Below are 17,235 nucleotides of genomic sequence, written 5' to 3'. Positions count from 1 at the left end.
GGGCGGACGGCAGCAGATCTGACGAGGAGGCCATTGCCGCGTATGGGAGCGAAAAGCAACCCCATCGGCAATGGCCTTCTTCGTATGTGCAACACGTGAAAGAGTTGGGATCCCCATGACCACCAAGGCCCAGAAGAGCGACGACGGCAAAGTACGCGGCCGGTTTCTGCTGAAGCTGTCCGGAGAGGCCTTCTCCGGTGGCGGGGGCCTGGGCGTCGACCCGGACGTGGTGCACAAGATCGCCCGTGAGATCGCGGCCGTCGTGCGCGACGGCGCCCAGATCGCGGTCGTCATCGGCGGCGGCAACTTCTTCCGCGGCGCCGAACTCCAGCAGCGCGGCATGGACCGCGCCCGCTCCGACTACATGGGCATGCTCGGCACCGTGATGAACTGCCTCGCCCTCCAGGACTTCCTGGAGAAGGAGGGCATCCAGTCGCGCGTGCAGACCGCCATCACCATGGGCCAGGTCGCCGAGCCGTACATCCCGCTGCGCGCCGTGCGCCACCTGGAGAAGGGCCGCGTGGTCATCTTCGGCGCCGGTATGGGCATGCCCTACTTCTCCACCGACACCACCGCCGCCCAGCGCGCCCTGGAGATCGACGCCGAGGCGCTGCTCATGGGCAAGAACGGCGTGGACGGGGTCTACGACTCCGACCCCAAGACCAACCCCGACGCCGTCAAGTTCGACGCCCTCGGCTACGGCGAGGTCATCACCCGCGACCTCAAGGTCGCCGACGCCACCGCCATCACGCTGTGCCGCGACAACAAGCTCCCGATCCTCGTCTTCGAGCTTCTCGCGGAGGGCAATATCGCCCGCGCCGTCAAGGGTGAGAAGATCGGCACGCTGGTGGGTGACCAGGGCAGCCGGGACTGACCCGGGATCAACCCGGCCGGTGATGTGCGGCCCTGTGAGGGGGCCGGACCCCGGCCGGGGGATGGACAATGTCCTGCCGGTCGGGAACCGTGCAGGAAGAAGACGCGACGCAGCCGGCCGCCGACCGAGTTCAGGAACCGCAGCCGGGCCTTACTCAAGACACGCAGGAGCAAGTGGTGATCGAAGAGACCCTCCTCGAAGCCGAGGAGAAGATGGAGAAGGCCGTCGTGGTCGCCAAGGAGGACTTCGCCGCGATCCGCACCGGCCGTGCGCACCCGGCGATGTTCAACAAGATCGTGGCCGACTACTACGGTGCCCCGACGCCGATCAACCAGCTGGCCTCGTTCTCCGTGCCGGAGCCGCGCATGGCGGTCGTGACCCCGTTCGACAAGAGCGCTCTGCGCAACATCGAGCAGGCCATCCGCGACTCCGACCTGGGCGTCAACCCCAGCAACGACGGCAACATCATCCGGGTGGTGTTCCCCGAGCTGACCGAGGAGCGCCGCCGCGAGTACATCAAGGTCGCCAAGGGCAAGGGCGAGGACGCCAAGGTCTCGATCCGCTCGGTGCGCCGCAAGGCCAAGGACGCCATCGACAAGCTGATCAAGGACGGCGAGGTCGGCGAGGACGAGGGCCGTCGTGCGGAGAAGGAACTCGACGACACCACGGCGAAGTACGTCGCCCAGGTGGACGAGCTCCTCAAGCACAAGGAAGCGGAGCTGCTCGAAGTCTGATGAGCGACTCTTCCTGGGGGGCGCCGCCATCGGCGGGCCAGGCCGGGTACTGGGGGCCCACCGGCGGTGGGCCCGCCCAGCCTGTCCCGGGGGCCGGCCCGGCGGGTCCCGCATACGATGCGCCTGAGGCGCAGCAGACTCGCCCCGTGTCCATCGTGCCCGACGCCCCCGTGTACGGCGGAGGAGACCAGGACCACGACCGGGGGGCCGCTCGACTGAGCGGCCCCTTGTTCCGAGACGAGACGTTCCAGGCCCGGGAACTCCCGGCCGAGACCCAGAACCCGGAGCCCATGCCCGACGTCCCGCAGCCGGCGCCAGCGCCGCAGAAGAAGAGCGCGGGCCGTGACCTCAGCGCGGCCATAGGCGTCGGCGTCGGGCTCGGTGTGGTGATCGTCGCGTCCCTGTTCATCGTCAAGGCCGTGTTCGTCGGCGTGATCGCGGTCGCCGTCGTCGTCGGCCTGTGGGAGCTGACCAGCAGGCTCCAGGAACGCAAGGGCATCAAGGCGCCGCTGGTGCCGCTCGCGGTCGGCGGCGCGGCGATGGTCGTCGCCGGCTATGTGCGGGGGGCCGAGGGCGCGTGGGTCGCCATGGCGCTGACGGCGCTGGCCGTGCTGGTCTGGCGGATGACGGAGCCGCCGGAGAACTACCTCAGGGACGTCACGGCCGGTCTCTTCGCCGCGTTCTACGTGCCGTTCCTGGCCACGTTCGTCGCGATGATGCTCACCGCCGACGACGGTCCCTGGCGGGTGCTCACCTTCCTGCTCCTGACGGTCGTGAGCGACACCGGCGCCTACGCGGTCGGCTGGCGCTTCGGCAAGCACAAGCTCGCGCCGCGCATCAGCCCCGGCAAGACCCGCGAGGGGCTGCTGGGCGCGGTGCTGTTCGCGATGGCCGCCGGCGCGCTGTGCATGCAGTTCCTGATCGACGGCGGCAGCTGGTGGCAGGGCCTGCTGCTCGGCCTCGCGGTCGCGGCCAGCGCCACGCTGGGCGACCTCGGCGAATCCATGATCAAGCGGGACCTGGGCATCAAGGACATGGGCACCTTGCTTCCCGGGCACGGCGGCATCATGGACCGGCTCGACTCGCTGCTGCCCACGGCGCCGGTGGTGTGGCTGCTGATGGTGATCTTCGTCGGCTCCACGTGAGCCGTACGGCACGTCTCTTCGGCCCCCGCCTCGCAACAGGGCGGGGGCCGTTGTCGTACCCGGACCACTCCGCCCCGCCGACTCGGACCCCCCCGCACCCGGATGCCGCAGCAGGAGTCGGCGGGTGGCGCCGGCGCGCGGCAGACTCCCTCAGAGGACGGCCGTTCCACCGCCGCCCGGCGACGCAGCAGGGAGTGAGCCGATGCCCCTCGACCCGACGCCCGCCCCGTCCGACCCGGCCCTCGCGCCCGCTGACCGCGGCCCCGGCCACGGCCCCACCCCGCCACCCCCGCCCATCCGGTTCTGGCCCGTGGAGGATCTGCCCGCGCTCGTTCCCGATCCGTTTCTGGACGTGCTGGCGCGTGAGGAGCCGGTCGCGCGGATCAGGCTGCCGTACGGCGAGGGGTGCGCGTGGCTGGTCACACGGTACGAGGACGTCCGGTTCGTCACCTCGGACCCGCGTTTCTCCCGGGAACAGGTCGTCGGCCGCGCCGTCACCACCATGCGCCCGGTGCCGGTGGCCTCGCAGACGGCGGGCCTTCAGTACATCGATCCACCCCGGCACACCCGGCTGCGCCGGGTCGTCGCCCGCGCGTTCACCGGGCGGAGCATGCGGCGGCTGCGACCGCTCGCGGAGCGCAGGGCCGCGGGACTGCTCGACGCGATGGAACGTGCCGGCGCCCCGGCCGACCTCATGGAACACCTGCACGGTCCCTTCCCGATCGCCGTGCTCGGCGACTTCCTCGGCGTGGAGGAGGAGGACTGGCACCGCTGGGCCGCGACGGGCGAGGCCCTGCTGTCCGCGGGAGCCGAGTCGGGGGAGCGGGCCAGGGAGGCGGCCCGGACCACCCGGGCCCGGATCACCGAACTGCTCCGAAGGCGCCGAGAGGACCCCCGCGACGATCTGGCGGGCGTGCTGGCGCGGGCCGCCGAGGCCGGCGAGATCACCGACGACGAGGCGGTCTCCCTCGCCATCGCCGTCCAGGTCAGCGGCGGCCACGCGGTCCGCAGCAACAGCGGTTCGATGATGTACGCGCTGCTCACCCACCCCGGCCACCTGCACCGGCTGCGCCGCGAGCCGGAGTTGCTGCCCCGGGCCGTGGAGGAGCTGTTCCGCTACGTCCCGCACCGCAACGGCGTCGGCATCCCCCGCGTCGCCACGGCGGACGTGGAGGTCGGTGGCCGGCTGATCCGGGCCGGTGACGTCGTCTACAACGCCTACCTCGCCGCCAACCGAGACCCCGAGGTCTTCCCCGACCCGGACGCCCTGGACTTCGACCGCGGCAACCTGGCCCACGTGGCCTTCGGGCACGGCCCGCACCACTGCCTGGCCGCCGTCATGGCCCGCATGGAGGCCGAGGTCATGATCGGCGCCGTACTCACCCGCTTCCCCGGCATCCGCCTGGCCGTGCCGCCCGAGGAGGTGGAGTTCCAACGGCGGGGGCTGATCCGCGGGCCGAGGACCCTGCCCGTGACGTGGTGACACGTCCCATGGGAAGGTACGCGGTAACACAGGGGGGAACATGATCGTTCTACTGCTCGGCATCCTGGTGCTCGTCATCGGCGGCTGCGTGTGCGTGGTGTGGGCGGAGCGCGGCGGCCCGCGCTGGGTCAGGATCGTCGCGGCCCTCACGCGCGGCGCGGGCGAACTGCTGAGCAGCGCCCAGAAGAGCCGGAGCCGGAACCGGAGCGGGGACACCGACGACGACTAGGAACGGCCGCGTCACACACGCGCCGGGCCACCCGTGTGGATCTGCGACACTGGTAGGACCATGCCCAAGCCCGGAGAACTCACTTTCGTCGCGCCGCGCGGAGCCAAGAAGCCGCCGCGGCATCTCGCCGACCTCACGCCCGCCGAGCGCAAGGACGCGGTGGCCGGGATCGGTGAAAAGCCGTTCCGTGCCAAGCAGCTCTCGCAGCACTACTTCGCGCGGTACGCGCACGACCCGGAGCAGTGGACCGACATCCCCGCCGGTTCCCGCGCCAAGCTCCAGGAGGCGCTGTTCCCGGAGCTGATGACCGTCGTCCGGCACCTGTCCACCGACCAGGGGACGACGCGCAAGACGCTGTGGCGGCTGTTCGACGGGACGCTGGTCGAGTCCGTGCTCATGCGGTACCCGGACCGGGTCACCATGTGCATCAGCTCGCAGGCCGGGTGCGGTATGAACTGCCCGTTCTGCGCGACCGGGCAGGCCGGGCTGGACCGGAACCTGTCCACCGCGGAGATCGTCCACCAGATCGTGGACGGCATGCGGGCGCTGCGGGACGGTGAGGTGCCCGGCGGGCCCGCACGGCTGTCCAACATCGTCTTCATGGGGATGGGCGAGCCCCTCGCCAACTACAAGCGGGTCGTCGGTGCCATCCGGGCGCTCACCGACCCGGCCCCGGACGGCCTCGGTCTCTCGCAGCGCGGGATCACCGTCTCCACCGTCGGGCTCGTGCCGGCCATCCACCGGTTCGCCGACGAGGGCCTCAAGTGCCGGCTCGCGATCTCCCTGCACGCCCCCGACGACGAACTGCGCGACACCCTCGTCCCCGTGAACACGCGGTGGAAGGTGCGCGAGGTGCTGGACGCCGGGTTCGAGTACACCGAGAAGTCCGGGCGCCGGCTGTCCATCGAGTACGCGCTCATCCGCGACATCAACGACCAGGCGTGGCGGGGCGACAGGCTCGGACGGCTGCTGAAGGGCAAGCCCGTGCACGTCAACCTCATCCCGCTGAACCCGACGCCGGGGTCGAAGTGGACCGCGTCGCGGCCGGAGGACGAGAAGGCGTTCGTGGAGGCCATCGCCGCGCACGGCGTGCCCGTCACCGTCCGGGACACCCGTGGACAGGAGATCGACGGGGCCTGCGGTCAGCTCGCGGCCACCGAGCGGTAATCTGACCCCGTCCACATATCTTCATATTCCGACAGGGGAGCGCCACAGCGCTGAGAGTGCGGCACCGGGCCGCAGACCCTCTGAACCTCGCCCAGGTCATTCTGGGTAGGAAGTTCGGTCATCACTCAAGCTGTTGCGCCCTGCCCGGGTCTCCCCAGCGGAGCCCCGGGCAGGGCCGCGTCTCTTCCTGGCCCACCCCAGGAGGACATCCAGTGCACAACAAGACCTTCGTGGCCGTGGCGGTCGGGCTCGGCCTGATCGGCCTGTCCGCGTGCGGTTCCGGCAAGAGCGAACCGGCCGCGGACTCCAAGACCGTCACCCTCGTCAGCCACGACTCGTGGGCCGTCTCCAAGAACGTGCTGAAGGACTTCGAGAAGCAGTCCGGGTACAAGGTCAGGGTCCTCAAGGACGGCGACGCCGGGCAGGCCGTCAACAAGGCCGTGCTGACCAAGGACAACCCGCAGGGCGACGTCTTCTTCGGCGTCGACAACACCCTGCTGTCCAGGGCGCTCGACAACGGGCTCTTCCAGCCGTACCAGGCCAAGGGCTACGACACGGTCCGGCCCGAGTTCCGCGTCGACCAGGACAAGCACCGCGTCACGCCCGTCGACACCGGCGACATCTGCGTCAACTACGACAAGGCCTGGTTCAGCGCGCACAAGCTGACGCCGCCGCAGTCCTTCGCCGACCTCGCCGAGCCCGCGTACAAGAACCTCCTCGTCACCGAGAACGCGGCCACCTCCTCGCCGGGCCTCGGCTTTCTGCTCGGCAGCGCCGCGCGGTTCGGCGACGGGGGCTGGCAGGGCTACTGGAAGAAGCTGAAGGCCAACGGCGTCAAGGTCGTCGACGGCTGGGAGCAGGCGTACTACCAGGAGTTCTCCGGCTCCTCCGAGGGCAGGAAGGCGGGCGGTGACCGGCCGCTCGTGGTGTCGTACGCCTCCTCCCCGCCCGCCGAGGTGATCTACGCCAAGAAGCGGCCGAGCACCGCCCCGACCGGGGTGTCGTACGGCACCTGCTTCCGGCAGACCGAGTACGCGGGGCTGCTGAGCAACGCGAAGAACGCCAAGGGCGGCAAGGCGTTCCTCGACTTCCTGCTCACCAGGGAGTTCCAGCAGGACATGCCGCTGAACATGTTCGTCTACCCGGTCGTCGAGGGGGCCGCCGTCCCCGCCGACTTCACGAAGTACGGGCCGGCCGCCAAGGACCCCGAGACCATGGCCCCGGACAAGATCGCCGCCAACCGCGACCAGTGGGTCAAGTCGTGGACGTCACTCGTACTGAAGTAGCCGAAGCACCCGAAGGAGCCGGAGCAACCGGCTCCCGGGCAGCCGGCTCCCGGCGGGGGAACGCGACGCGGCTCGGCCTCATGGCCCTGCCCGTCGCGTTCTTCGCGCTGTTCTTCGCCTGGCCCGTGGCCGCGATCGTCGCGCGCGGGCTGAAGACGGACGGCGCCTGGCACCTCGGGCGGATCGCGGACGTCGTCACCCAGCCGGACATCCGGCACGTGCTGTGGTTCACCACCTGGCAGGCGCTCGCCTCCACCGCGCTCACCCTGCTGCTCGCCCTGCCCGCCGGTTACGTCTTCGCCCGCCTCGACTTCCCGGGCAAGCAACTGCTGCGGGCCGTCGTCACCGTCCCGTTCGTGCTGCCGACCGTCGTCGCGGGCAGCGCCTTCCTGGCGCTGGTCGGCCGGGGCGGGCTGCTGGACGAGCTGTGGGGGGTACGGCTGGACACCACGGTGTGGGCGATCCTGCTGGCCCATGTCTTCTTCAACTTCGCGGTCGTCGTGCGGACCGTGGGCGGGCTGTGGGCGCAGCTCGACCCCCGGCAGGAGGAGGCCGCCCGGATGCTGGGCGCCTCCCCGCTGACGGCTTGGCGCAAGGTCACCCTGCCCGCGCTCGCGCCCGCCGTGGCCGCCGCCGCCCTGATGGTGTTCCTGTTCACCTTCACCTCCTTCGGCGTGGTGCAGATCCTCGGCGGCCCCACCTTCTCCACCCTCGAAGTGGAGATCTACCGGCAGACCTCGGAGGTCTTCGACCTGTCCACGGCCGCCGTCCTCACCCTGGTCCAGTTCGCGGCGGTCGGCGCGGTCCTCGCCGTGCACGCCTGGACGGTACGGCGCCGGGAGACCGCGCTGCGGCTCGTGGACCCGAAGGCGACCGCCCGGCGCCCGCGCGGCGCCGGACAGTGGACCCTGCTCGCCTCGGTCCTCGCCGTCGTCGCGCTGCTGCTGGTCCTGCCGCTCGCCGTCCTCGTCCGCCGCTCCCTGGACGCGCCCGGCCTCGGCTACTACCGGGCGCTGACCCACGCGGACGGCGGTACGTTCCTGGTGGCGCCCGTGCACGCGGTGTGGACCTCGCTGGAGTACGCGGTCGCGGCCACCGCCATCGCCGTGGTGACCGGTGGTCTCGCCGCCGCCGCGCTGGCCCGGCGGGACGCGGGACGGCTGGTGCGGGCATTCGACGCGCTGTTGATGCTGCCGCTCGGCGTCTCCGCCGTGACCGTCGGCTTCGGCTTCCTGATCGCGCTCGACAAGCCGCCGCTGGACCTGCGCCAGTCCTGGATCCTGGTGCCGCTCGCCCAGGCACTGGTCGGCGCGCCGTTCGTCGTACGGACCATGCTGCCCGTGCTGCGCGCGGTGGACGTCCGGCTCCGGGAGGCGGCGGCCGTGCTGGGCGCGTCGCCCTGGCGGGTGTGGCGGGAGGTGGATCTGCCGCTGGTGCGGCGGGCGTTGCTGGTCGCGGCCGGGTTCGCGTTCGCCGTGTCGCTCGGCGAGTTCGGGGCCACCGTGTTCATCGCCCGGCCCGACAACCCGACGCTCCCGGTGGCGGTGGCCCGCCTGCTCAGCCGTCCCGGCGACCTCAACTACGGCCAGGCGATGGCCCTTTCGACGATTCTCATGGTGGTGTGCGCCGCCGCGCTGCTCGTCCTGGAGCGGCTGCGGACCGACCGGACGGGGGAGTTCTAGATGCTGCTGAGCCTGGATGCCGCGACCGTGCGCTTCGGCGGGCGGCCCGTGCTCGACACCGTCGGCCTCGATGTCGCCGAGCACGAGGTGGTGTGCGTCCTCGGCCCCAGCGGCAGCGGCAAGTCCACGCTGCTGCGGGCCGTGGCCGGGCTCCAGCCCCTGTCCGGCGGACGCGTCCTGCTCGACGGCCGGGACCAGAGGGGCGTACCCGCGCACCAGCGGGGCGTCGGACTGATGTTCCAGGACCACCAGTTGTTCCCGCAGCGGGACGTCGGCGCGAACGTGGCCTTCGGGCTGCGCATGCACGGCGTCGCCAAGGGCGAACGGGACGCCGAGGTGGGCCGGTTGCTGGAGCTGGTCGGGCTGCCCGGCGCCGCCCGGCGGGCGGTGGCCTCGCTGTCCGGCGGCGAGCAGCAGCGCGTGGCCCTCGCCCGGGCGCTCGCGCCCCGGCCCCGGCTGCTGATGCTGGACGAACCGCTGGGCCAGCTGGACCGCTCGCTGCGCGAGCGGCTGGTGGTCGAACTGCGGGAGCTGTTCGGCCGGTTGGGGACGACCGTGCTCGCGGTGACCCACGACCAGGGAGAGGCGTTCGCGCTGGCCGACCGGGTTGTGGTGATGCGGGACGGGCGCATCGCCCAGTCCGGGACGCCGCTTGGGGTGTGGCAGCGGCCCGCCGACGCGTTCGTGGCCCGCTTCCTCGGTTTCGAGAACCTGGTCCCGGCGACCGTCGCCGGCACGGCCGCCGACAGCCCGTGGGGCAAGCTGCCGGTGCCCGAGGGCTCCGCGCAGGGCCCCCGCACGGTCCTCGTCCGCCCGGCCGGCGTCCGGCTCGTGCCCGCCGACCAGGGCCTGGCGTGCACGGTGACCGCCCGCACCTTCAAGGGCACCCATGTGGCCGTCCACCTCCAGCCGGCGGACGGCCCGCGACTGGAGGCGGCCTGCCCGCTCCGGGACGCGCCGGAGCCCGGCGCGTCGGTCGGCGTGGAGTTCGACGTGGCCGAAACCGTCGTGCTCGACTGATCGACGAGCTCCTAGGGTGAGGCCATGCCTTTGCTCGCGCATGACCGTTACTGTGACGAAATCGCCCAGCAGATCGAGCAGTTGAGAGCAGTGGTGACCTCGGGCGCCGACCTGTCCGCCACCGTGCCGACCTGCCCCGACTGGTCGCTGGAAGACCTCGTACGCCATACGGGGGGCGCCCTGCGCTGGGTGGACGCCCTGGTGCGCTCCCGGGCGCAGGAGAACATCCCGCAGGAGAAGGTGCCGCTGGGCGCCGGTCCGCAGGAGCGCGGGGACGCGGCGGCCCTGGACCGGTGGCTCGCCGACACCGGCGAGCTGGTCGTCGGCGCACTGCGCGAGGCCGGCCCCGACACCGGGGTGTGGGCGTGGTCCGGGGTGCTGAGCTCCGGCTTCTGGGCCCGCCGCATGGCCTGCGAGATCACCGTGCACCGGGCCGACGCCGCGCTCGCCGCCGGGCTGCCCTACGAGGTGGCGCCGGACATCGCGGCGGACGCGCTGGACGAGTGGCTCCAGCTCGTGGAGTGGGTGCAGGGCAACACGCCCCACGAGGCGGCACGAGATCTGCGCGGCCCGCGTCGCTCGATCCATCTGCACGCCACCGACACCGACAAGGCCCTGAACGCCGAGTGGATCGTCGAGCTGGGCGAGGAGGGGATGAGCTGGCGGCGCGGGCACGAGAAGGCCACGGTCGCCCTGCGCGGCCCGCTCACCTCGGTGCTGCTCGCCTTCTACCGCCGGCTCCCGCCGGACGCGCCCGGCCTGGAGGTGCTCGGCGACCGCGAGGTGCTGGAGTTCTGGCTGGAGCGGACCTCGTTCGGCTGACGCACCCCGGCCCGCCCCCCTGGGGCACAGGGGGACGGGCCGGGACGCGGTACGGCGGTGCGGTCAGCCGTTGCGGCCGGCCCCACGGCGGCGCATGCCGAACCACACGGCGCCACCGCCGACGACGACCAGGAGCGCCGCGACACCGGCTATCAGACCGGTGTTGGAGTTCGCACCGGTCTCGGCGAGGTTGGACTCACCGGCCGCCGGGGACGGCGCGTTCTCGGCGGTGCCGGCCGGGGCGGAGCTCGACCCGGAGGCCGACGGGGCCGGGGTCGCCGGCTGGGCCGGGGCGGACTCGCTCGGCGACGACGACGGCGACGGGGTCGCGCTGGCCGTCGGCTTCGGGGTCTCGCTCTCGGTCGTGCAGGCGGTGGACGGGGTCACCAGGTCCGGCTGGACGTCCTCGTCGACGATGTCGCCGGCCTTGACGTGGATCCGGTAGGTGGCGCTCGGCTTCCAGTCCTCGGCGAAGGTGATCGAGGCACCCTCCTTGGATCCCTTGACCGGCTGCTCGCCGACCTTCGTCTCGACGCCGCCGACGCCCTTGAGGAAGACGCTGACGGTGGCGTCCTTGGCGGAGGCGTCCGTGTCGGTGACGACGATGACGCCCTTGCCGCCGTCGCACTTGGCTTCGGCGGAGAAGTCCTTGATGTTGCACGCGAGAGCGGAGCCGGCGAGTCCCAGCACCAGCGCCGCCGACCCGGAGGCGACACCCAGAACGCGCACGGAACGACGTACGCTACGCGGAGTCATGGACAACGTTTGTCCTTTACAGAGTGCAATTGCGGGGGGTGGAGGGGGAGTTGGGGCGTCGGATGAGGCATGGACAGCTGAGGCCCCAGCACCCCCGGGAGGCTCCCAGGTTTATAAGCGCTCCATAAGAAGTGTCAACGCACGGGCCGTGAACCGGCGTTGACTTTGCCCGCTTATTAACCGCCTAGACGTTTGAGCGCGTCCGGAGCCTGCTCGATCCGGTCAACGAGGGCGATACGGGACTCCATCGCCCGCCCCCGCGCCAGCGACCGGAGCAACGGCCAGGCCGACAGCTCCCGCGTCCAGTGCCCGCTGTCCACGAGCACCATCGGGGTCGGCTCGCCGCGCGACTCGTAGTAGTTGGGCGTTGCGTTGTCGAAGATCTCCTGCACGGTCCCGGCGGCGCCCGGCAGGAAGACCACCCCGGCGGTGGAGCGGGCCAGCAGGCCGTCCTCGCGGGTGGCGTTGGCGAAGTACTTGGCGATGTGCGCGGCGAAGGCGTTCGGCGGCTCGTGGCCGTAGAACCAGGTGGGGATGCCCACCGAGTCACCGCCGCCCGGCCAGCGCTCGCGCACCTCGAACGCGGCGCGCGCCCACTCGCCGACCGAGGGCCGGAACGAGGGTGCCTTGGCGAGCAGCCGGAGCGCGTCGTCCAGCATGTCGCCGGCGAACGGAGCGGCGTAGGCGCCGAGGTTGGCGGCCTCCATCGCGCCCGGTCCGCCGCCGGTGGCGACCGTGTAACCGGCGCGGGCGAGTGCGCGGCCGAGCCGGGCGGCTCCGGCGTACGCGTCGGTCCCCCGGGCCATCGCGTGGCCGCCCATGACGCCCACCACCCGGGCGCCGACGAGGAGTTCGTCCAGGGCGTCGGAGACGGCGTCGTCGTGGATCGCGCGGAGCATCGAGGAGAAGACGTCGCCGTCGGCCTTCGTCCGCTGGAACCAGGCGTAGGCGCGCGCGTCCGGCGTCACCTCGTACCCCTCGTCCAGCGACTCGAACAGCTCGTCGGGCGTGTAGAGGAAGGCGCGGTACGGGTCGAACGGGAGCCCGGGTACCGGCGGGAACACCAGGGCCCCGGCCGCCCGGACCCGGGCGGCGGCCTCGGGGTCCATCGGGCAGCCGAGGAAGACGGCGCCCGCGGTGTCGAGGCGGAGCAGGACGTCCGTACGGCTGGTCAGGTCGACGGCCTGGACCCGGAACCGGGCCAGCGAGCCGTGCTCGGCGACCACCTCGTCGAACTCGGCGAGGGACTGTATCTCGCGGTCGTGGGCGGCGCGGTGCGGCTGGGCGGGTGTCGGTTGCACCCGCCCATGCTGGCACGGATGTTCGGACCGCGGGGTCAGCCCTGGACGGCCGCCGGGTCCATCCACACGACCTCCCAGGTGTGGCCGTCGAGGTCGTCGAAGGCGCGGCCGTACATGAAGCCGTGGTCCTGGGTCTCGCCGCTCGCCGTGCCACCGGCGGCGATGGCCTTGTCGACCAGCTCGTCCACCTTCGCGCGGCTCTCGGCGCTCAGACAGATCAGCACCTCGCTGGTCGTCGTCGCGTCGGCGATCTCCTTCTTGGTGAAGGTCGCGTAGAACGGCTTGGTCAGCAGCATCGCGACGATGCTGTCGCTGATCACCACGGAGGCCGCCTTGTCGTCGCTGAACTGCGGGTTGATCGAGTAGCCGAGTTCCGTGAAGAACTTCTTCGAGGCGTCCAGGTCGTTCACGGGCAGGTTCACGAAGATCATCTGCTGGTACATGCGGGCCTCTTCCGTCCGGGTCGTGCGCGGTTCGTCGCGTTCGGTGGGGTAGACCGGCGGCCCGCACCGGACTCATCGGCGACCGCCGAAGTTTTTTTCAGCCCAGCGGCAGCGCCGACAGCGCGGCGATCCCGAGGGTGAGCGGGCCGAACAGGGCCAGCAGGGCGGCGGCGCGCAGGACGGCGGCGCCGCGCAGCATCGCGGCGGGCGCGCCGAGGCGGAGCAGCGCGGCGACGGTGTCGGCGCGGCACTGGCGGGCCTCCACGGCCGCGGTGAGGAGGGTGGCGAGCGTGGAGCCGGCGACGACGAGCGCGCCGAGGGCGGACAGCGGGCCGAACGCGGGGGCCGGGCCGGCGCCGTCGGACAGGGCGGTCATGGCGTAGCCGGCGGACGCCACCGCGCAGACCACGCCCAGCGGACGGCCGATCCGGGCGGCCTCCGCCATGAGCACCCGGCCGGCGAGCAGCCTCAGCGCCCCCGGGCGGGTGGACTGCAGGAGCCGCCCGCACAGGTGGGTGAGGCCGGGGGCGGCCAGGACGAGACCGGTGGCGGTCAGGAGCCAGCCGAGGAGCACGGCGAGGGAGGGCGCGGGGGTGGAGCGGCCGGCGTAGGCCTGTACGGCCAGTCCGGCGGTGACGAGGGCCACGCCCCAGGGGAGGCCGGCGGGGGGCTGGACCTCGGTGTCCGGCGCCGGTGCGGGGGGCTCGGAGCCGGCTCCGGCATCCGGTGCCGGCGCGTCGTCGTCCGCGTCCGCCGCCCCGGCGGCACGGCCGCCCGCGGCACGCGAGTCCGCCGTGGCCGGTGCCCGTGATCCCGCTGCCCGTCCCCTGAAGCGTCCCGCCGCCCCGAACGTCTCCTTCCTCGGCGACGCCCCGTACGCCCCGAAGCGGCCGAAGCCCCGGCCGGTCCGGGGCGGGGGGACCGGGTCCCTCGGGCGCAGGGCCAGGGCCACCGCCGCGGTCGCCGTGGCCGGGAGCAGGGCGAGGAGGGTCAGGGTCGCCGGGAGGGGGAGGGAGCGGTCCGCCGCCAGGACGTCCGCCGCCGCGCCGTCGAACGGCATGCCCGTCAGGTCGCCGCGCAGGTGGAGGAAGACCAGCAGGGCCAGCAGCGAGCCCAGGGTGCAGGACAGGGCCGTGGTCAGCGCGGAGACGGCCATGAGGCGGGCCGGGCCCAGGCCCACGGCGGACAGGCCGGGGCGCGGCCGGGTGCCGGGGTCGGTGCGGGCGACCGCGAGCGCGAGGTACACCGTGGCGGCGAGCGGCACCGCGCACCAGGCCAGGCGCAGCGCGGAGGCGGTCGCGGCCTCCGGGTGGTTCAGGGCGTGGCCGAGGCTGGACAGCAGCAGGAAACCGGTGCCCGCCGAGGCCGCGGTCACCAGCAGGCGGCGCAGCTGGACGGCGGGCCGGGCGGCACGGGTCAGACGGAGAGCGAGCACGCGGCCCGGCCTTCCGTGTCGGGGCTGTCCGGCAGGTGCACGGTGTGCACGCGCCGCCCGTCCAGCAGGGCCACCGTACGGTCGGCGAGCGCGGCGGTCTCGGCGTCGTGCGTGGCGAGGACGACCGTGATGCCGTGCGAGCGGGCCGCCGCGGTGAGCGTGCGCAGGACGTGGGCGCGGTCGGCGCGGTGCAGCGGGGCCGTGGGCTCGTCGGCGAAGAGGACCGTGGGTGCGGGGGCGAGCGCGCGGGCGATGGCGACGCGCTGGCGTTCGGCGTGCTGGAGGTCGCGCGGGCGGCTGCGGGCCTTCTCGCCGACGTCCAGCCGCTCCAGCCACTCCAGCGCGGCCACCTTGGCCCGGCGGCGACCCGCGCCGCGCAGCATCAGCGGGAGCGCGGCGTTCTCCCAGACGTTCAGCTCGGGGACCAGGAACGGCTCCGGGTCGATCCAGCCGAAGCGGTCCCGGCGCAGCCGCTCGCGGGCCATCGGGCCGAGCGTGTGCATGGGGGAGCTGTTGAACCACACCTCGCCGCACCGCACCGGCTCCAGGCCGGACAGGCAGCGCAGCAGGGTCGTCTTGCCGCTGCCGCGCGGGCCGCTGACGGCGAGGATCTCGCCCTGCCGCACGCCGAGCGAGACCCCGGCGAGTCCGGGGGAGCCGTCGCGGTGGCTGAAGTGCAGGGAGCGTGCCCAGAGCACGTCGTTGTCCGGCGGAGCCTCCATGGGCGTACACCTCGTTCAGATCCGTTTTCCCGTGCCTGTTCCCCCGTCCGGGGGAACGAAGGCTGGGCTGATCGGTCACTGGCACGCTAGGCAGGTCCCGGACGGGAGCCCGGACAGCACACGGCCCCGGGCCGCCGTTCTCACTCGAACGGAGGGCACCGGGGCCGGGGTCGGTCATCCCGTCGGATGATCAGAGCTTGGTCCACGCCTCCGTGAGGGTGGCCCGCAGGATCTGCTCGATCTCGTCGAAGGTCCCCTGGTCGGAGATCAGCGGCGGGGCGAGCTGGACGACCGGGTCGCCGCGGTCGTCGGCACGGCAGTACAGGCCGTTGTCGAACAGCGCCTTGGACAGGAAGCCGTACAGGACGCGCTCGGTCTCCTCGTCGTTGAAGGACTCCTTGGTGTTCTTGTCCTTCACCAGCTCGATGCCGTAGAAGAAGCCGTTGCCGCGGACGTCGCCGACGATCGGCAGGTCGTGCAGCTTCTGGAGCGTCCGCAGGAAGGCGCCCTCGTTGTCCAGGACGTGCTGGGTGAGGTTCTCGCGCTCGAACAGGTCGAGGTTGGCGAGGCCCACCGCGGCCGACACGGGGTGGCCGCCGAAGGTGTAGCCGTGCAGGAAGGTGTTGTCGCCCTTGTAGAACGGCTCGGCGATCCGGTCGGAGACGATGCACGCGCCGATCGGGGAGTAGCCCGAGGTCATGCCCTTGGCGCAGGTGATCATGTCCGGGACGTAGCCGAACTTGTCGCAGGCGAACATCGTGCCGAGGCGGCCGAAGGCGCAGATGACCTCGTCCGACACGAGCAGCACGTCGTACTGGTCGCAGATCTCGCGCACGCGCTGGAAGTAGCCGGGGGGCGGCGGGAAGCAGCCGCCGGCGTTCTGCACCGGCTCCAGGAAGACCGCGGCGACGGTGTCCGGGCCCTCGAAGAGGATCTGCTGCTCGATCTGGTCGGCGGCCCAGCGGCCGAAGGCCTCCGGGTCGTCACCGTGGATCGGGGCGCGGTAGATGTTGGTGTTCGGCACCTTGTGCGCGCCCGGGACGAGCGGCTCGAAGGGGGCCTTCAGGGCCGGCAGGCCCGTGATCGACAGGGCGCCCTGCGGGGTGCCGTGGTAGGCGACCGCGCGGGAGATGACCTTGTACTTGGTCGGCTTGCCCTGGAGCTTGAAGTACTGCTTGGCGAGCTTCCAGGCGGTCTCGACGGCCTCGCCGCCGCCGGTGGTGAAGAAGACCTTGTTCAGGTCGCCCGGGGCGTAGTCGGCGAGGCGCTCGGCCAGCTCGACGGCCTTGGGGTGGGCGTAGGACCACACCGGGAAGAAGGCGAGCTCCTGCGCCTGCTTGAAGGCGGTCTCGGCGAGTTCCGTGCGGCCGTGGCCGGCCTGGACCACGAACAGACCCGCGAGACCGTCGAGGTAGCGCTTGCCCTTGTCGTCGTAGATGTAGGTGCCCTCGCCCCGGACGATGGTCGGGACGGGGGAGTTCTCGTACGAGGACATGCGGGTGAAGTGCATCCACAGGTGGTCGTACGCGGTGCGGCTGAGGTCCTTGCTGCTCACGGTTATCGGGTCCTCACGGTTATCGGGTTCCCCACATGTAGGTCTGCTTCTTGAGCTTCAGGTAGACGAAGCTCTCGGTGGAGCGCACTCCGGGCAGGGACCGGATGCGTTTGTTGATGACGTCCAGCAGGTGGTCGTCGTCCTCGCAGACGATCTCGGCGAGGATGTCGAACGAGCCCGCGGTCATCACCACGTACTCGACTTCCGACATGTCAGTCAGCGCGTCCGCGATCTTCTCGACATCGCCCTCGGCGTTGATCCCGACCATCGCCTGCCGGCGGAAGCCCACGGTGAGCGGGTCCGTGACGGCGACGATCTGCATCACGCCCTGGTCCAGCAGCTTCTGCACGCGCTGGCGCACGGCCGCTTCGGACAGACCGACGGCCTTGCCGATCGCGGCGTACGGCCGGCGGCCGTCCTCCTGGAGCTGCTGGATGATGGCGAGGGAGACGGCGTCCAACTGGGGACTGCCGCCGTTCCTGGACTCGCGGGACGAGTCCCTCTGGTCTGCGCTTCGACTGGCCACGGCCTCACTGTGCACGAGGTCTCGACAGTTTCGCAAGGCCCGATCAATGAAATCC

At 72.0% G+C, this 17,235-nt stretch carries 17 protein-coding genes; 10 read left to right on the top strand and 7 right to left on the bottom strand.

Annotated elements, in window-relative coordinates; translation table 11 throughout:
• The first annotated feature begins 115 nt into the window (after window positions 1-115).
• The 10 genes from pyrH (at window position 116) to AQJ11_RS21570 (ending at window position 10,442) form a co-directional block, all read left to right on the top strand.
• The gene (pyrH, locus tag AQJ11_RS21615; RefSeq protein WP_014675284.1) at window positions 116-874 is read left to right on the top strand and encodes a UMP kinase; all 759 of its coding nucleotides are present in this window, start codon (window positions 116-118) and stop codon (window positions 872-874) included.
• Window positions 875-1,050: 176 nt separating this feature from the next.
• Window positions 1,051-1,608 (top strand): ribosome recycling factor, encoded by a 558-nt coding sequence (frr, locus tag AQJ11_RS21610; RefSeq protein ID WP_014675285.1) that lies wholly within the window; start codon window positions 1,051-1,053, stop codon window positions 1,606-1,608.
• Window positions 1,608-2,753 (top strand): phosphatidate cytidylyltransferase, encoded by a 1,146-nt coding sequence (locus tag AQJ11_RS21605; protein WP_107120856.1) that lies wholly within the window; start codon window positions 1,608-1,610, stop codon window positions 2,751-2,753. The genes frr and AQJ11_RS21605 overlap by 1 nt, the downstream gene beginning before the upstream one ends.
• 202 nt (window positions 2,754-2,955) lie before the next feature.
• Window positions 2,956-4,236, top strand: a complete 1,281-nt coding sequence (locus tag AQJ11_RS21600; protein ID WP_244218314.1) for a cytochrome P450 — start codon at window positions 2,956-2,958, stop codon at window positions 4,234-4,236.
• Between the two features lie 40 nt (window positions 4,237-4,276).
• On the top strand, window positions 4,277-4,465 hold the full coding sequence (locus AQJ11_RS21595; protein WP_059264092.1) for a hypothetical protein: 189 nt from the start codon (window positions 4,277-4,279) through the stop codon (window positions 4,463-4,465).
• A gap of 60 nt (window positions 4,466-4,525) precedes the next feature.
• Window positions 4,526-5,632, top strand: coding sequence for a dual-specificity RNA methyltransferase RlmN (gene rlmN, locus AQJ11_RS21590; RefSeq protein WP_014675289.1), 1,107 nt, complete (start codon window positions 4,526-4,528; stop codon window positions 5,630-5,632).
• Window positions 5,633-5,844: 212 nt separating this feature from the next.
• Complete coding sequence (locus AQJ11_RS21585; protein WP_059264091.1) at window positions 5,845-6,918, top strand: thiamine ABC transporter substrate-binding protein; 1,074 nt, start codon at window positions 5,845-5,847, stop codon at window positions 6,916-6,918.
• An 80-nt stretch (window positions 6,919-6,998) separates the two neighbouring features.
• The gene (locus tag AQJ11_RS21580) at window positions 6,999-8,600 is read left to right on the top strand and encodes an ABC transporter permease (RefSeq protein WP_014675291.1); all 1,602 of its coding nucleotides are present in this window, start codon (window positions 6,999-7,001) and stop codon (window positions 8,598-8,600) included.
• The gene (locus AQJ11_RS21575; RefSeq protein ID WP_014675292.1) at window positions 8,601-9,620 is read left to right on the top strand and encodes an ABC transporter ATP-binding protein; all 1,020 of its coding nucleotides are present in this window, start codon (window positions 8,601-8,603) and stop codon (window positions 9,618-9,620) included.
• A 24-nt stretch (window positions 9,621-9,644) separates the two neighbouring features.
• The gene (locus AQJ11_RS21570; protein WP_059264090.1) at window positions 9,645-10,442 is read left to right on the top strand and encodes a maleylpyruvate isomerase family mycothiol-dependent enzyme; all 798 of its coding nucleotides are present in this window, start codon (window positions 9,645-9,647) and stop codon (window positions 10,440-10,442) included.
• Between the two features lie 63 nt (window positions 10,443-10,505).
• On the opposite strand, the gene AQJ11_RS21565 is transcribed toward AQJ11_RS21570, so the two are convergent.
• From AQJ11_RS21565 to AQJ11_RS21535, 7 genes are all read right to left on the bottom strand, one after another.
• Window positions 10,506-11,171, bottom strand: a complete 666-nt coding sequence (locus tag AQJ11_RS21565; protein WP_059264089.1) for an LAETG motif-containing sortase-dependent surface protein — start codon at window positions 11,169-11,171, stop codon at window positions 10,506-10,508.
• A gap of 203 nt (window positions 11,172-11,374) precedes the next feature.
• The gene (locus AQJ11_RS21560; RefSeq protein WP_059264088.1) at window positions 11,375-12,499 is read right to left on the bottom strand and encodes an LOG family protein; all 1,125 of its coding nucleotides are present in this window, start codon (window positions 12,497-12,499) and stop codon (window positions 11,375-11,377) included.
• 35 nt (window positions 12,500-12,534) lie between these two features.
• Window positions 12,535-12,942 (bottom strand): VOC family protein, encoded by a 408-nt coding sequence (locus AQJ11_RS21555; protein ID WP_014675296.1) that lies wholly within the window; start codon window positions 12,940-12,942, stop codon window positions 12,535-12,537.
• Window positions 12,943-13,039: 97 nt separating this feature from the next.
• On the bottom strand, window positions 13,040-14,377 hold the full coding sequence (locus AQJ11_RS21550) for a hypothetical protein (protein ID WP_059264087.1): 1,338 nt from the start codon (window positions 14,375-14,377) through the stop codon (window positions 13,040-13,042).
• On the bottom strand, window positions 14,359-15,099 hold the full coding sequence (locus AQJ11_RS21545) for an ABC transporter ATP-binding protein (RefSeq protein WP_014675298.1): 741 nt from the start codon (window positions 15,097-15,099) through the stop codon (window positions 14,359-14,361). The genes AQJ11_RS21550 and AQJ11_RS21545 overlap by 19 nt, the downstream gene beginning before the upstream one ends.
• Window positions 15,100-15,289: 190 nt before the next feature.
• Window positions 15,290-16,654 (bottom strand): aspartate aminotransferase family protein, encoded by a 1,365-nt coding sequence (locus AQJ11_RS21540; protein WP_058082068.1) that lies wholly within the window; start codon window positions 16,652-16,654, stop codon window positions 15,290-15,292.
• A gap of 19 nt (window positions 16,655-16,673) precedes the next feature.
• Window positions 16,674-17,195, bottom strand: a complete 522-nt coding sequence (locus AQJ11_RS21535; RefSeq protein ID WP_041665515.1) for an Lrp/AsnC family transcriptional regulator — start codon at window positions 17,193-17,195, stop codon at window positions 16,674-16,676.
• Between the last annotated feature and the right edge of the window lie 40 nt (window positions 17,196-17,235).

Source organism: Streptomyces corchorusii, assembly GCF_001514055.1.
Taxonomy (GTDB): Bacteria; Actinomycetota; Actinomycetes; order Streptomycetales; family Streptomycetaceae; genus Streptomyces; species Streptomyces olivaceoviridis.
This window is presented reverse-complemented; position numbering and strand designations above follow the sequence as displayed.